General features: G+C 65.7%; 13 protein-coding genes. 6 read left to right on the top strand and 7 right to left on the bottom strand.

From position 1 onward, the window contains the following. Nucleotides 1-73: 73 nt before the first annotated feature. The gene (locus VN634_18725) at nt 74-1273 is read right to left on the bottom strand and encodes a hypothetical protein (GenBank protein ID HXC52928.1); all 1200 of its coding nucleotides are present in this window, start codon (nt 1271-1273) and stop codon (nt 74-76) included. Nucleotides 1274-1401: 128 nt separating this feature from the next. Further along, nucleotides 1402-2145, bottom strand: a complete 744-nt coding sequence (locus tag VN634_18730; protein ID HXC52929.1) for a dienelactone hydrolase family protein — start codon at nt 2143-2145, stop codon at nt 1402-1404. A 119-nt stretch (nt 2146-2264) separates the two neighbouring features. Here VN634_18730 and VN634_18735 point away from each other — a divergent pair, with 119 nt between their 5' ends. Next, complete coding sequence (locus tag VN634_18735; protein ID HXC52930.1) at nt 2265-3122, top strand: crotonase/enoyl-CoA hydratase family protein; 858 nt, start codon at nt 2265-2267, stop codon at nt 3120-3122. A 174-nt stretch (nt 3123-3296) separates the two neighbouring features. Here the strand turns inward: VN634_18735 and VN634_18740 are convergent, their stop codons facing one another. Further along, nucleotides 3297-4412: a P-loop NTPase gene (locus tag VN634_18740; protein HXC52931.1), complete on the bottom strand. Its 1116-nt coding sequence runs from the start codon at nt 4410-4412 to the stop codon at nt 3297-3299. Next, entirely contained in the window at nt 4405-5517 is a 1113-nt protein-coding gene (locus tag VN634_18745; GenBank protein ID HXC52932.1) for an Mrp/NBP35 family ATP-binding protein, read from the bottom strand. Before VN634_18745 ends, VN634_18740 begins: the two co-directional genes overlap by 8 nt. A gap of 246 nt (nt 5518-5763) precedes the next feature. Here VN634_18745 and VN634_18750 point away from each other — a divergent pair, with 246 nt between their 5' ends. The 5 genes from VN634_18750 to VN634_18770 all read left to right on the top strand — a co-directional run bounded on the left by VN634_18750 (nt 5764) and on the right by VN634_18770 (nt 13102). Next, nucleotides 5764-7326, top strand: coding sequence for a hypothetical protein (locus VN634_18750; protein ID HXC52933.1), 1563 nt, complete (start codon nt 5764-5766; stop codon nt 7324-7326). A 124-nt stretch (nt 7327-7450) separates the two neighbouring features. After that, on the top strand, nt 7451-8203 hold the full coding sequence (locus tag VN634_18755; protein ID HXC52934.1) for an SDR family oxidoreductase: 753 nt from the start codon (nt 7451-7453) through the stop codon (nt 8201-8203). Between the two features lie 7 nt (nt 8204-8210). Next, nucleotides 8211-9608, top strand: a complete 1398-nt coding sequence (locus VN634_18760; protein ID HXC52935.1) for a sulfatase — start codon at nt 8211-8213, stop codon at nt 9606-9608. 105 nt (nt 9609-9713) lie between these two features. Then, a complete protein-coding gene (locus VN634_18765) occupies nt 9714-10553 on the top strand; it encodes a right-handed parallel beta-helix repeat-containing protein (GenBank protein ID HXC52936.1) in 840 nt (279 codons plus the stop codon). Beyond that, on the top strand, nt 10550-13102 hold the full coding sequence (locus tag VN634_18770) for a hypothetical protein (protein HXC52937.1): 2553 nt from the start codon (nt 10550-10552) through the stop codon (nt 13100-13102). Before VN634_18765 ends, VN634_18770 begins: the two co-directional genes overlap by 4 nt. Nucleotides 13103-13176: 74 nt before the next feature. On the opposite strand, the gene VN634_18775 is transcribed toward VN634_18770, so the two are convergent. The 3 genes from VN634_18775 to VN634_18785 all read right to left on the bottom strand — a co-directional run bounded on the left by VN634_18775 (nt 13177) and on the right by VN634_18785 (nt 15011). Further along, nucleotides 13177-13380 carry a hypothetical protein gene (locus tag VN634_18775; GenBank protein HXC52938.1) on the bottom strand — a complete coding sequence of 68 codons (204 nt, stop codon included), beginning with the start codon at nt 13378-13380 and terminating at the stop codon, nt 13177-13179. A gap of 72 nt (nt 13381-13452) precedes the next feature. Continuing rightward, complete coding sequence (locus tag VN634_18780; protein ID HXC52939.1) at nt 13453-14244, bottom strand: metal ABC transporter permease; 792 nt, start codon at nt 14242-14244, stop codon at nt 13453-13455. Beyond that, nucleotides 14244-15011: an ABC transporter ATP-binding protein gene (locus tag VN634_18785; protein ID HXC52940.1), complete on the bottom strand. Its 768-nt coding sequence runs from the start codon at nt 15009-15011 to the stop codon at nt 14244-14246. Before VN634_18785 ends, VN634_18780 begins: the two co-directional genes overlap by 1 nt. Nucleotides 15012-15078 lie beyond the last annotated feature (67 nt).

Raw genomic sequence — 15078 nt, forward strand, 5'->3', positions numbered from 1 at the left:
TGCCCCCGACGATACCGAGCCGTGGAAACTGTGACCAGCGGTCCGGCAAAAGAGAACATGGAACTCACGGTCTTCATGCCTGCGGACACGTCAGCGAAACCGGCTGTCCGACCGAGCGGCGAAGGACGAGCAGCGCGTCGGCTGTGGTCACACCGCCAAAATTGTTCACGTTACAGACCGCGAGCGGACACGCGCCGTTTCCGACCGCCCCCCTGAGAACCATCAGGGCGTCGCTCGTGGACACGCTGCCGTCTCCGTTGGCATCTCCGCAGACCGCGTTGGCGTGCTCCGTCCAGCCCATGTCGGCGAGCATCGCGACCGTGATGTCGAGGTTGTGCGGCTGCGGATCCGACAGGTATGGCTCCATCAGCTCGTTCGGGCTCGCCACCGTGTCGACGTGCGAGACCGACGAACCGAGCTGGTAGATCGACGGCGCGAAGACCTTGAGCGCTCCGTCGACGCGTCGCCCCGCCGCCAGACCGCCCGCCGCGGCGAGCGTAGCGGCGCCGGTGAAGACGAGATTGCCGTCCGCGCGCAGCGCGATCTTGCGCTGCGTGTCGGTCATTGCCGAAAGCTTGCGCGGAGTGAGCAGCATGTCCTCGAGCAGGCTGAGGTACGGATCGTCCTCGCCATTGAACTTTACGCCGTTCGGATCGACGAGCGTCAGGAATCCGAGACCGTGTCCGATCTCGTGCAGCAGCACCGACAGGAAGTCGATGTCGATGCCGTTGTTGCCGTCGACGCCGTAGTAGAAGTCGTGAAGGCCGAGCACGACGGGCCCGTCGACGTCGCTGTTGAAGTTGGCCTCGATCTCCGGACAGTGGTTGCCGGCAAGCGCAATCGGACATTCGCCGGGCAGCAGGTCGTTCAGGTCGATGCCGATGCGCTGGTTCGCGAGCGCGGCGACATACCAGGTCGACGGCTTGGGCGCGTTCGTGAAGTCGTCGTGCACGGTGGTCGGCCGTGCGAAGCCGAGCACTGCACTGACGCTCGTGCCGCCCTGCTGCGAGAAGCTCGCCGATACAACGATCGGAACGTTTCCGCCGAGACGCTCGCTCCAGATGTCGGCCGCGTACTGGAACAGAAAGAGCCGCTGCGCTCCGAGCGATCTGCCTGGATTGCCGCCCACCGGCTGCACGGGCGACGGATCGTTGAAACCCTTGCCCGGCAGGTCGTTGTTCCTGATGGTGATCGTGACGGCGGAAGCCGTCACGGGAACCGCGACGAGCGAACATGCGACCAGCAGAGCGGCCGTTCCGATCTTTCGATACACGGATAGAATGCGATGCCCGTCCCCCATGGCTCATGCGGACCATAGCAGCGGCCGGGAACGCCGACAATGACTCGAAATCGCTCTTTCTGCCGAGTCGGCCGCACGTTTGGCTCCCGGCGTCCGGCCGACTATTCCTTTAGTTCGTCCTTGAATAACGAGACGACGCGGCGCCACGCGTCAGTCGCGGACTTTTCGTCGTAATCCGGACGCTCGTCGCAGAAGAAGCCGTGACCGACGCCCGGGTAGACGACGACTTCGTGTCGTACGCCTGCCGCCTCGAGGGCCGAGCGGATCTTTTCGACGTCCGAGGCCGGAATGTAGCCGTCGTTTTCGCCGAAGAAGCAGGCGATGCGTCCCTTGATCTTCGGCGTGAGCTCGACGGTCGCGGGCCCGGGCCCCATTCCGCCGGCAATCCCTCCGCCGTAGAAACTCGCGGCGGCTGCGATCGGCAGCTCGCACGCGGTGCGGTACGCCATGTGTCCGCCGAAACAGAATCCGATCGCTCCGATGCCTTTGCCGCCGACATCGCTGCGACCGCGCAGCCAGTCGTACGCCGCGCTCACGTCGGCCTGGATCTCCTGCGGCCGCACCTGCTGCATCAGACCGATGCCGCGCGCCAGGCCGTCGGCGTCATAGCCGAGCTCGATGCCCGGTGCGGTTCGATAGAAGAGCTCCGGCGCGAGCGCGACGTAACCCTCGGCGGCCACGCGGTCGGCGACGGACTTGATGTGGTGATTGACGCCGAAAATCTCCTGATAGACGAGCACGCCCGGCAGTCTGGAACGGTTGCCGTCATCCGAAGGGCGTGACAGGTACGCCGGCATCGACGCCGCACCGACGGGAATCTGGACTCTCTCGCTTTTCGTATTCATGCCTGAACCTCCGGTCGAGCGGAGCTAGCACGAGACGGAATCGGGGCGAAACCCGCGCATTTCCTGCGCAAACATCGGCCGGACGCTTCGCCAGCTGCCTTTCGGCCACGGAGATCACGATGGAACGCAAGCACACACGCTACGAAGTCGATCGCGGAGTCGGAGTCCTGACGCTCAACCGTCCCGACCGGCTCAACGCCTTCACCAACACGATGCTCGCCGAGATGATCGAAACGTTCCAGGAAGCGAGCCGCGACGACAACGTGCGCGCGGTGGTCGTCACCGGCGCGGGCAAGGCGTTCTGCGCGGGCGCGGATCTCGGCGGCGGTGGAAAGACGTTCGATGCGGGCGCGGGCGGTGCGGATGTGGGCCTGACCGGGCACCGCGACGGCGGCGGTCAGGCCACGCTCGAGATCTTCGCGTGCCGCAAGCCGGTGATTGCCGCCATCAACGGCGCGGCGGTCGGCGTCGGCATCACGATGACGCTGCCGATGGACATCCGCGTGGTCGCGGAAGATGCCAAGATCGGTTTCGTGTTCGCACGCCGCGGCATCGTGCCCGAGGCATGCTCGTCGTGGTTCCTGCCGCGCATCGTCGGGATCTCCAAGGCCGTCGAGCTGTGCGTGACCGGCCGCGTGTTCCGCGCGTCGGAGGAAGCCGCGTCGGGCCTTTTCAACCACATCGTTCCGGCCGACCAGGTCCTCGACAAGGCGATGTCGATCGCACGCGAGATCGCCGACAACACCAGCGCGGTGTCCGTCGCGCTTGCGCGCGCGCTGCTGTGGCACGGCCTCGCGCAGCCCGATCCGCAGCACGCGCACATCATCGACTCGAAGTGCATCTTCTGGGCCGGCCGCGGAGCCGACGCATACGAAGGAGTGCAGAGCTTCCTCGACAAACGCCCCGCCAAATTCACGATGAGCGCATGGAAAGACATGCCGGACTTCTATCCCTGGTGGATCGAACCGAAAGTATGACGACGTCGAGCTACGGACCGGACACGGAGAAAGGGTCGAGATGCGAGGCGGAGCCCGCGAGAGAGAGCGTAAGCGTACTTCCCGTACGCTGAAGCGAACGACGCGGCGACAACGAAGCAGATCGGCCCTTTCTACGCGTCCGGAGCCACGAGCGAGCCGATAAGCAACACTCGACTAGACGCGACACTCCGGAAATTCAGCAATCTCTTTCAGCCAGTCGAACGAGTACATGCCGGTCGAGTGGCCGTCGGCCCACAGGAAGCGCAGCGCATAGCGGCCGACGGGCTCGTAACCGGTGACGCGCGCGCCGGTCGTTTCGACGAAGCGAGTCTCGCTCGAATGGCCCTGGCACTGCGCGCACGGACACCAGCCTCGCAGGCCGCGGAACGAGTACGACGTCGTCTTTCCGTCGCTCCATGCAATGCGTACCTCAGACTTCGCGTCGTCGATCGTCACGGTCGACGGCTCGGGACCGTAGAGCTCATCGCGTACGCGCGCGAGCGAACCTTCGATCGCGGCGGCAAGATCGAGATAGCGGCGCGAGACCGGATCGGCGGGATCCGCCACGACGATCGGGCGGCCGGCATCGCCGCTCTCGCGAACCTTCATCTCGATCGGAAATTCCGCGAGCACCGGCGCGCCGATCTCGCGCGCGATGCTGTCGGCCGTGAGCTCGCCGAACACGTCGTCGCGAGTCCCGCATTTCGGGCAGACGTAGCCGGCCATGTTGATTGCGACGCCGAGGATCGGCGTGTTGACGCGCCGGAACATCGCGACGCCGCGCGTAACGTCGGCAAGCGCGACGTCCTGCGGCGTGGTCACGATCAGGCCGCCGTCGAGCGGCACCTCCTGCGCGAGAGTCAGCGGAATGTCGCCGGTGCCGGGAGGAAGGTCGACGATCAGGTAGTCGAGCTCGCCCCACGCGACGCCGCGCAGGAACTGTTTGGTCGCGCTCATCGCCATCGGTCCGCGCCACACGACGGGCGCCTGGTCGTCGAGGAAGAACCCCATCGACATGATCCGGATGCCGAAGGCTTCGACCGGCGCGAGCAGGCGCGAGCTCTCGTCGGGATGCGGGAGCTCCTTGATGCCGAACAGGATCGGAGCGCTCGGACCATAGATGTCGACGTCGGCGAGGCCGACCTTGCGGCCGAGAGCCCGCAGCGCGACGGCCAGGTTGGCGGCCACGGTCGATTTGCCGACGCCTCCCTTGCCGCTCGCGACCGCAATGATGCGCGCGACGCCGTCGATCGGCGGCTGGCGCGAAACTCCCGGTGCCGACTCAGGCATGACCGGCCACCTCGCGTTCGGCCTTGATGCCTTCGGCAACGCGCTCGGCCAACGCGCGGAACGCGGCGGCCACCGGACCGTCCGGATCGGAGACGACAATCGGCGAACCGGCGTCGCCCGATACGCGCACCGCGCGTGCCAGCGGGATGCCGCCGAGCACCGCGATTCCGAAACGATTGGCGACCCGCGCGGCGCCGCCGTCGCCGAACAGATGGGCTTTTTCACCGCAGCCCGGGCACACGTGAAAGCTCATGTTTTCGATGACACCGAGCACCGGAACCTGCGCCTGCTGAAACATCTTTACGCCCCGCTCCACATCCGCGAGCGCAACGTCCTGCGGCGTCGTCACGATGATCCCGGCGTCGAGCGCGACCTGCTGCGTAAGCGTCATCTGAACGTCGCCGGTGCCGGGCGGCAGATCGAGCACGAGCACGTCGAGCTCGCCCCAGGCCACGTCGCGAAGAAATTGCGTGAGCGCCTTGGTCAGCATCGGGCCTCGCCAGATCAGCGGTGCGCCGTCGGCAACGAAAAAGCCCATCGAGACCAGCCGGACGCCGTGCCTGACGGCCGGGATGAATCTGCCGTCGGCATCGCTGGCGCCGACGCCTTCCGAACCGCCATCGCCTGCTCGGCCCCGGCGAATGCCGAACATCGTCGGAATGCTCGGTCCATAGATGTCGGCGTCGAGAAGACCGACGGCCAGCCCGCGGGCTGCCAGAGCGACGGCCAGATTGGCCGCGACGGTCGATTTGCCGACCCCGCCCTTTCCGCTGGCAACCGCGATCATACGAGCGATACCGGGGACTTGCGCGGGCCCGCGGCCCATCGCCTTGGCCGTTTCGCGGGCCTGCGCGGGCTTGTCGACCGACGGTCGTTCGACGACGACATCGATGCGCGAGGCGCCGGTACGGCCTGCGAGCATGCCTTCGACATCGGCGACGATCTGCCGGATGACGTCCTGGTTGTCGCTGAGAATGCTGAGTCGGACCTCGACGCGATCCGGATCGACGACGATTTGCTTGATGAGCCCGAACGAAACGATGTCTCTCGTGAAGCCGGGGTACTTGACCCCCTTCAGGAGTTCCTTGATTTCATTTTCAGTCATGAGGCCCGGCGTCCCGGTGCTTCGAGTTCGCTGTTGTTGGTTTCCAACGGTGAGGAAATCTGCAATGCTCGCGGAAACGTTAAGGGATGTCGGTCATTGGCTGATGTCAAACGGTCCGGCGGCCGGGCACAACGGGTAGTGCACGGTTGTCTGGAGGGGGTTCTCCTTACAATCTTGACGTACCCTCAGGATTGGGGCTAAGTCTGCGCGGCGTTTCGGCCCGATACCCCGCGACAGGAATAAAGAATGGGATTGCCACGTTATCTTCGCTCCGCGGCTGCAGCACTTTCGCTTTTCGCCGTCCTGCCTGCGCCGCCGGCGTCGGCCGACTGCCCGACGGGGAGCGGAATCGAATTTCCATTCCTGACGCAGGACCAGTTCGTCTGCCAGCGCGTGACGTTCAACGCGACGGTCGACTACTTCTACAGCTTCATTTCGGCCCGCCAGGACTGCTTCAGCAAAGAGATTTTCGAGCAGGTCGCTCCGAACTCTCTCGACTGCCTGGCTCCGATCACGTCCGACGTGCCCGGCACCACCGGCGATGAAGACACCGACCGCCGGCTTCGCGTCGCCGAGGCCCAGCTGACGAGCGCGATCCTGACCGCCTGCACGAACGTCGACCTGTCCGTCCTCGGGTTTCCGGGCTTCTGCGACGACGCGACCCCGACCACTCCGTACGACGCGTTCGATCATCTCCAGTGCCTGCTGACCCGGTCCCAGAATCTCGGCTCGTTCATCATCGACACCGAGCATCCCGATCCGATGCCGCTGCACCTCGAGTTCAACGAGGAGAGCTGCCAGGACCAGCTCGCGCGACTTTCGTCGCGCCTGACGAGCACCGAGTTCGAGCGCCGCGGGCGCTGCGTCCTCAAGCAGATGGCCGGCAACCTCGAGCTTCCGCCCGACGTCGACTGCCGGCGCGAAGTGGATCTTCAGGCACCGGGAACCGGACTGGGCGAGCTCGACGCCGACATCGTCGATTCGCACAACCACATCCTGCGCTTCCTGCCGAGCGCGTGCCCGGGCATCAACCTGATGAATCTCGGGTTCCCGTGGCGATGCGAAGGACCGGACAACGGCTCGGTCTTCCCGCTTCCCGAGCTCGTTGAGTGCATGTTCGACTTCCACCACGACGACGTCTTCCGTTTCGTCGACCTGATCTTCCCGTGCAGCACCAAGTGCGGCAACGGCTTCCTCAACGCCGAGGAAGACTGCGACGACGGCGACAACTTCTACATGTTCGGCGACTTCTGCCGCCGCGACTGCAGCCAGGTGCTGTGCGGCGACACCAACGACGACGGCGACCGCGACATCGTGGACGCGCTCTACATCCTGCGCTCGGCAGTCGGCCTCGAGGAATGCACGCTGCTCGTCTGTGACGTCACAGGCGACCTCAAGATCCGCGCGTCCGATGCACTGCGCATGCTGCAGCACGCGATCGGCCTGCCGGTCATTCTGAACTGCCCGGATCTCAGCACGACCTGCGGCAACGGCTTCCTCGAAGCGAAGGAAACCTGCGACGACGGCGACAGCCAGTTCGACAACGGTGACTTCTGCAACTCGGCCTGCCTGCTGGTGCGTTGCGGCGACACCGACGACAGCGGCGCGGTCACGATCCTCGATGCGCAGTACATCCTGAATGCATCGGTCGGAAACCTGCCGTGCGACCTGTTCGTCTGCGACATCACCGGCAACAGCATCATCAACTCGACGGATGCGCTGCGCGCGCTGATGTGGTCGGTCGGGCTGCCGATCAACTTCGCATGCCCGGCCCCGCCGCCGACTCCGCCGGCCCCGCCGATCACCTGACGGCATCCGGCCAGTATCCAGCGAACCGAAAGGGCGTCTTCCGCAAGGGAGACGCCCTTTCGACTTTTCACGCCCACGCGACGAGAACAGGCGCCATTCGGCAACCGTCAGGAGGCAAGCGAACATGGATCTCGGTCTGCGCGGAAAATCCGCACTCATCACCGGAGGCGCGTCCGGTCTCGGAAAGGAAACCGCACGCACGATGGCCGCCGAAGGCGTCCGCGTGATGATCGCCGACGTCAACCGCGAGACGCTCGATGCCGCGCGCACCGAGCTTTCCGGAGGCGGCGCGGAAGTCGCGGCCGTCGTGCTCGATGTGCGCAGCATGGACGCGTGCCGCTCGGCCGCTCAGGAGACGATCGCGAAGTTCGGCGCGCTCGACATCCTCGTCAATTCGGCCGGCATCGGCGGGCCGACGACGTTCTTCGCCGATACCGAGGCCGAGGACTGGACCGACCTCGTCGCGATCAACTTCCTCGGCGTGATGAACTGCTGCCGCGCGGTCACCGATCACATGATCGAGCGGCGCTCGGGCCGGATCGTCTCGATCGCGTCCGAAGCCGGCAAGGCCAACGAGAAACGCATGGTCGTCTACGGCGCCACCAAGGGCGGCGTGATCTCGCTGACGCGCGGGCTCGCCGCCGAGCTCGGTCGCTACAACATCAACGTCAATGCGGTGTGTCCGGGCGTCACGCGCACGCCGATGACGGCCTACATCGACGAGGACATGGAGCGGCAGGCTTCGCGCTTCTATCCGCTCGGACGTCTCGGCCAGCCCGAAGACATCGCGCCGATGATCACGTTCCTCGCGTCGGATCGCGCGAGCTGGATTACCGGGCAGGCGATCAGCATCAGTGGCGGGTTCGGGCGGAGCTGACGCCGACGTGACGCGCCTGCTCGCCGCCGCGGTCGTTGCCGCGGTCATGGTCTTCGCTTCGACCGGCTGCCGCCGACCGCAGCACGACGGCTGCGCCGACTGCAACGTCGTGCTGATCTCGATCGACACCCTTCGCGCGGATCACGTCGGTGCCTACGGCTATGCACTTCCGACGACCCCGCGGTTCGATGCGCTCGCAGCCAAAGGCGTGCTGTTCGAGAACGCGATCGCGCAGTCGTCGTGGACGCGCCCGGCGCACATGTCGATTTTTACCGGGCTGCATCCGCACGAGCACGGCTTCGTCTCGCTCGGCGACACGCGCCGCCTCGAAGACTCGATACCTACGCTCGCGACTGTGCTCAAAGACAAAGGCTACCAGACTGCAGCCTTCGTCGGCGGTGTGAATCTTTCGGCAAGCTTCGGCTTCAACCGGGGGTTCGACACGTACCGCAGCAACGGCAAATATTTTCGCGACAATCTCGAGGATATCCGATACTGGCTCGACCACAGGCCGCCGGGCAGATTCTTCCTGTTCCTGCAGGGCTACGATCCGCACACGCCGTATCTCAGCGATCCCGTCGATCGCCAGGTGTTCGGCCTTCCCGCTGCGCCGCCGCAAGCGTCGCACGGAGCGACATGCCGCAGCGAAGGACCAGTCTCGCGCATCGACCCGTACATCAAGGAATACGATGCCGCGACTCATCGCGGCGACCGGTACGTCGGCAAGCTCGTCGACGAGCTGACGGCACGCGGCCTCATGCAGCGAACGATCCTCGTCGTGCTTTCCGATCACGGAGAAGAATTTCTCGAGCATGGACGCTGCTTCCATCTGGCCACGCTCCATCGCGAAGTGCTGCACGTGCCGCTGCTGATCGTCGCTCCGGGTCTGGTGCCGCGCCGTGTTCCCGGCCTGGTCTCGGCATCGGTTACGATCGCGCCGACAGTGATGGAGCTTCTCGGAGGATCGATCGAACCGTTTCCCGGCCCCTCGCTCGTCGAGGCGGCCGCCGGCGGACCCACGCCCGACGATCTGATCGTCAGCGAGACGGAACGAACGGAGGCGCGACGTGGAGACGGACACGTTCGGTCGCTGACGACTGCTCGTGACAAGCTCATCCACTGGACGACCCAGAAGCGATTCGCGCTTTACGATGTGATCAAGGACCCCGGAGAGACGAGTGCCCTGACTGCCCCGGATCGTCAGCGCGAGCTCGCGGCCGAGCTCGATAAATGGACCGCGGCACATCCACCACGGGTCGAATCGCGGCGGGCACAGACGTCGGGAACATCCCAGGCAAGCGACGAACCCGACAACCCGGACGATCCCGACGATCCCGGAGGCTCCGATGACGAAGATCACCAGCGCCGCGCCGAGGACTTGAGGTCACTTGGCTATGCCGAGTGACCACAAACTCGAGGCACGGCGACGGAGGAAAGCCGTTTTGAACTGCTGCCTTTGCGCGACAACGGTTCATTGACACTTCCTGCGCCGGGGAGATAGCCTCCGCCGGTGTTCGACGATCGCCACCGACGGCCGCACGGGAGAGCCTGGGCTGTCGCTGCGCGAACAGCGATCGCAGTTTCCCTGCTGTTCTTCTTTCCTCTCGTCGCGCGGGCGCGCGACTGCGGCGACAACGTTGCAGGCAGCCGCATCGCCTGCGCGTGCGGTGATACCGTGATCAGCGACACGGTGCTCGCCGTGAGCGATCCTGTCGTCAACGGCCGCTGTCCTCATGGCGGACTCGTGATCGATGCAAACCCCTTTGCCGAAACCCTGACGCTGGACCTTCATGGACTGTCGCTCGTCGGCACGGGCGAAGGCGACGGGATCCTGGTTCATTCCGGCGGCAGCGATGGCGCCGTGATCACCGGGGGAGCAGGTGATCACCGCGCGCAGGTCGTCGGTTTTTCCGACGGCATCCACGTGCCGACCGGGCGCAGCGTGCGTCGCATCGAGAAGCTGGAGATCAAGGGCCAGCGGCGCCACGGCCTGCTGCTTCAAATGACGGGCACGCTCGTCCTCGACGTGCGCGCCACTCGCAACGGTGGCGACGGACTTCGCGTGTCCGGCCAGGGCGGCCGTCTGCTTGGAATCGAAGCGAGCGAGAACGCGGGCGCGGGTCTCCGCGTGCAGACGCGCTACACGATCATTCGCGCCGACGCACGGCGCAACGCCGACAGCGGAATCGTCCTGCATGGCTATCGGGACGACGTAAGCGAATGCGTCGCCAACGACAACAAAGGTTTCGGGATCATTCTCGGGGGCTCCAACAACAAGCTCGATCGCGTGGAGACGACCGGTAATTCCCGCGGCGGAATCGGAACCATCAACCGGAGGGACCAGTCATGAACAAGCCTCTTTGCACGATGGCGATCTGCGGATTGCTTCTCCTGCCATCGGCCGCACGAGCCGTCGATATCGCCGCAAGCGCGGACGACATCTGCCTGCCGGCGGAGGATCCGTGCGTGATCGACGGCGTTTTCGACGTGACCGGGCCACTCGATTTCGGCGGACGGACAGTCAACATCACATTGACGGGACGCCTGCGCGGCGTGCCGGGAGTGGACCTGTCGGCAGGCGCGATCCAGATCGCATCGGGTCCTGGCGAGAACGCCATCGATTCCGACGGCTCGGCAGGAGGCGACATCTCGCTGCGCGCGTATCGCTCGTGCTCGGGCGATCTTTCGTTCCTGTGCCGCTACGACAGCCAGTGCTCCTCGGAAGGCAAAGGGACGTGTACGGCCGGAAACACCGGGACGATCTACGTCGACAGTGGGCTCAGCACGGCGGGAAGCTCTCCCGGATCCATCCTCATCAGCTCGCCAGGCGACATCACGCTGACCCGCCGCGTAACCGCTACCGCCACACTCGCGGGCAGCAGCGGATCCGAGATCAACATCGGCACCGGCGGCTCGCTCTTCGCGTCGGGTGAGCTCGCCGCAGCGTCGGCGGGTGGCGAGTTCGACTATGAGACTGGCTACGGCGGATCGGTAACGGTCGGTGCTGCGGTGGATGCGAACATCGCGGGCGGTATCCGGGTCTGGGGCGCAGGCGAAGGTGGACAGGTCGACGTGAGTGCCGGTCGTGACGTGGTGATTACATCGAACATCACCGGCAACGCGGGAAAAGCCCTTTACGCGGGCGGCGGCCAGATCGATGTTGCGGCAGGACGCGACCTGAAGGTCACGTCGCCGATCGGGGAAACCTTCCCGCAGCAGATCAACAGCGATGGCGGCGGCAGCTTCTACTCCTACGGGTACGGCTACGGCGGCGGCCTGGCGAGCGGCTACGGAGGCTACCAGAGTTTCGAGGCGGGAAACGACCTCACGATCGGCAAGACCGCCACGGTCCACTCCAACGGCGGGCCCGCGGCGTCGGGCGGCGAACTGTGGTTCATTTCGGACGGAAATCTCGCCATCGACGGCACGATCCAGGCAAAGGGAACACCTCCGGCTTTCGGCTCCGATACCGGGGCTGCCGGCGGCAGGGTCTACCTGTTCGCGGACGATGACGTGAGCGTCGGCCGTACCGGCGTCGTCGACACCGCGTCCCCGCTCGGACAGGGCACCGTCTCGATCTACTCCGGCGGAAAGGTCACGATCGACGGAAGCGTCGACGTGCACGGCTTTGCATCGGAAAGTTACTACGGCGGGGTCGCAACCGGCGGGTATTTCAGTGCCGGCGGCGACACCGACGTGACGATCAGTGGGAAAGTGCGCGGCGGCGGCAACAACGGGTCCGGAGACTTCGACATCGACGTCTGCCGGCTGCACCTGACATCGACGGCACTGGTCCGTAATTCCATCGACACGCCGAACGACTCTCCCGGCAACGTGATCGTCTCTGTCGGCGAGAGCATGGTCGCCGACACGGGCAGCCGCATCATCACCGATCCCACGGGCGGCAACACGATCATCAACACGCGCGACCCGAAGAAGCCGGCCGTCCTCAACGGGTCGATCACGCCCGCTCCGCTGCTCAACGTAAACCCGACGCTCGAAGGCTGTCCGGTCTGCGGCAACAGCGAAATCGACGAGGGCGAAAGCTGCGACGACGGCAACACGACGAGCGGCGACGGCTGCCGCAACGACTGCCAGGACGAAGGATGCCTGGCCGCGTCCCCCGGATTCCCGGGAACGCCGATGTGCGACGACGGCGTCGCCTGCACCAAAGACGATTGCGACCCGGTCGCCCATGCATGCCACCACCCGGTGTCGTGCGACGACGGCATCGCGTGCACCGTCGACTCGTGCAATGCGAACGTCTGCCAGCACGTCGGTAGCGACACGCTTTGCAACGATCGCAACGATTGCACCGACGACATCTGCAACGACGCGACCGGCTGCGTGTACGCCGACCTGACCGGCAACACGTGCGAAGATGGGGACGTCTGCACGCTGGCCGGCACCTGCGACAACGGAAATTGCACAGTCACCGGCGGTCTCCACACAACGCGCAATTCACTGAAGGCCAAGGCCCCGGAAGGTGCGGCCAACGATCGTCTGAAGGGTCGCATCGAGTTCCCGTTCGACCAGCTCACCGCCAATCCGACCGTCAGCGGCGCAACTCTCACGCTGGAGAATGAGTTCGATACGATCATCTACACTCTGGCGATGCCGGCAGGCCAGTGGACACATACGGATGCCACGCTCTGGGCCTGGCACTCGACCGGCGTCGACGGAAGCTCCGTCACCGTCCGAACCGACGCGACGCACGGTACGGTGCGCGTAACGCTGAAAATCGCCGGAGCGGAGATCGCGGGCGCCATCGGTCAGACGCAGCTGTCGGCGTCGGTGCTGTTCGGCAGCGATCCGGGCACAGACCAGTGCGTGACCGCGCGCAGCGTTCCGTGCCGCCCGCACGGCACGACCACGATCTGCAAGGACGTGGCGCAGTAAAAATCGGGGACAGACACCGATTTCCGGAAATCGGTGTCTGTCCCCGATTTCCATGTCCCCGATTTCGCTGCGAGTCAGGCCCGGGCCTTGCGGCCGCGCGTTTTCGGGGCCGCGCCGAGCAGCTGGCTGCAGAACAGGCGGACGGCGCGCAGGTAGCGCTCGCGTTCGGTCGCCGACAGTCCGGGGTTTTCCTTCTCGAGACTTGCCTGGAATTTCTCGACCTCGCCGTCGAGAAGAAGCCGTAGAAGCGTGCGATCGAGTTCCGCCGAAGAGCTCATGGCTGCCTTATAGCTTCGAGCGCTGCTTGGGGGAAAGGCGGCCGGCTCGGTGGGAACGCGCCCGGCTCGCCGCTACGCGCCCCGCCGCAGCACCCACGACAGGAAGAACGCGCTGACCGCCACCAGCACGATGGCCGCGCCGGCGCTCACGTCGTACGCAAACGACAGGTAGAGGCCGGAAATTGCGCTCGCCGCTCCGAGCCCCATCGACAGTGCGACCTGGCGGCGAAAATCGAGCGTCCACAATGCGGCGGTTGCCGCCGGCACGACCAGCAGCGCTTCGACGAGCAGCACGCCGACCACCCGCACTCCGGCCACCACCGTGAGCGCGAGCACGACGATCAGCACGGCATCGAACAGGTCGACAGGCCGGTTGTACGCACGCGCAACTTCGTCGTCGAAAGCAATGAACAGCATCTCGCGGAACGAGACCGCGATGATCGACGCGAGCACCGCGGCCAGAGCGCCGAGCATCCAGAGGTCGCCTGTCGAAACCGACAGCAGGCTTCCGAAGAGATACGCGAACAGGTCCTTCTGGTAGCCGTGGTTCATGCCGACCAGCAGCAGCCCGAGCGCCATCGCGCCGGAGAGAAACACGCCGATGATCGCGTCTTCGCCGAGTCGCCGGTCGCGCGCGACCGAGAACATCCCGAGCGCAACCGCCACGGCAAACACCGCGGCCGAGAGCCCGGGATCGACGCCGAGAAGCAGCCCGATCGCCACGCCGCCGATCGCCGAATGGGAAATGCCGACGCCGATGAACGCGAGCCGGCGCAGGATCACGAAGAAGCCGAGCAGCCCGCACAGCAGACCGACGATCACGGCCGCGGCCAGCGCGCGCTCGGCGAACGCGTATTCGAACATCAGTGGGCGCTGCCGTGATGGCGCTCGTGGTGCGCGATCTCGCCGGCGAGGAAATCGAACTCGCACGAATACGCTTCACGAAGAGCGTGGCTGTGGACGACTTCCTCGGGATTGCCGTGCACGTGCATGCGGCGATTGATGCAGACGAGCTCGCTTGCCTGCCCGGCGAGCGCGAGCAGGTCGTGCGAGACGCAGACCACGGTGATCGCGCGCTCGTGCTGGAGCCTTCGCAGCAGCCCGTAGAATTCTAGCTCGGCCGGAAGGTCGAGACCGACCGTCGGCTCGTCGAGGATCAGGAGGCGCGTTCCGGCGCACAGCGCCTGCGCGAGAAGCACGCGCCGCGTTTCGCCGCCCGACAGTCTGCCGATCGGGCGCGACGCAAGCGCACCAAGCCCGATCGCATCGAGATCGTCCTGCACGCGCTTCCAGTCCGCCGCGCGCGCCGGGCGGAAGCGCCCGTTGCAGCACACGCGGCCCATCATGACGACATCGGCGACGGTGGCCGGAAAGTTTCGCGGAATCGCCTGGCGCTGCGGCACGTATCCGATCGCGTGCGCATCGCCGCCATGGCTGGCGGGCGAATGACCAAGCACCTCGATCGTGCCCGAGCGCACCGGCACCAGGCCGAGCAGCGCACGCAGCAGCGTGGTCTTGCCCGCTCCGTTGGGACCGATCACGCCGAGAAACGCGCCTTCGGCGACACGAAACGAAATGTCCTCGAGGACCGGATGGCCGTCGAGGTCGATACTGACTCGGTCGAACAGCACGGCATCCATGGGAGAGCGCCGCCATATCAGGACTCTGGGCGGCGGGCGAATATGTTCGCTCCGGCAG

It is taken from the genome of Candidatus Limnocylindrales bacterium (genome assembly GCA_035571835.1).
In the GTDB taxonomy this organism is placed as follows: domain Bacteria; phylum Desulfobacterota; class Binatia; order UBA1149; family CAITLU01; genus DATNBU01.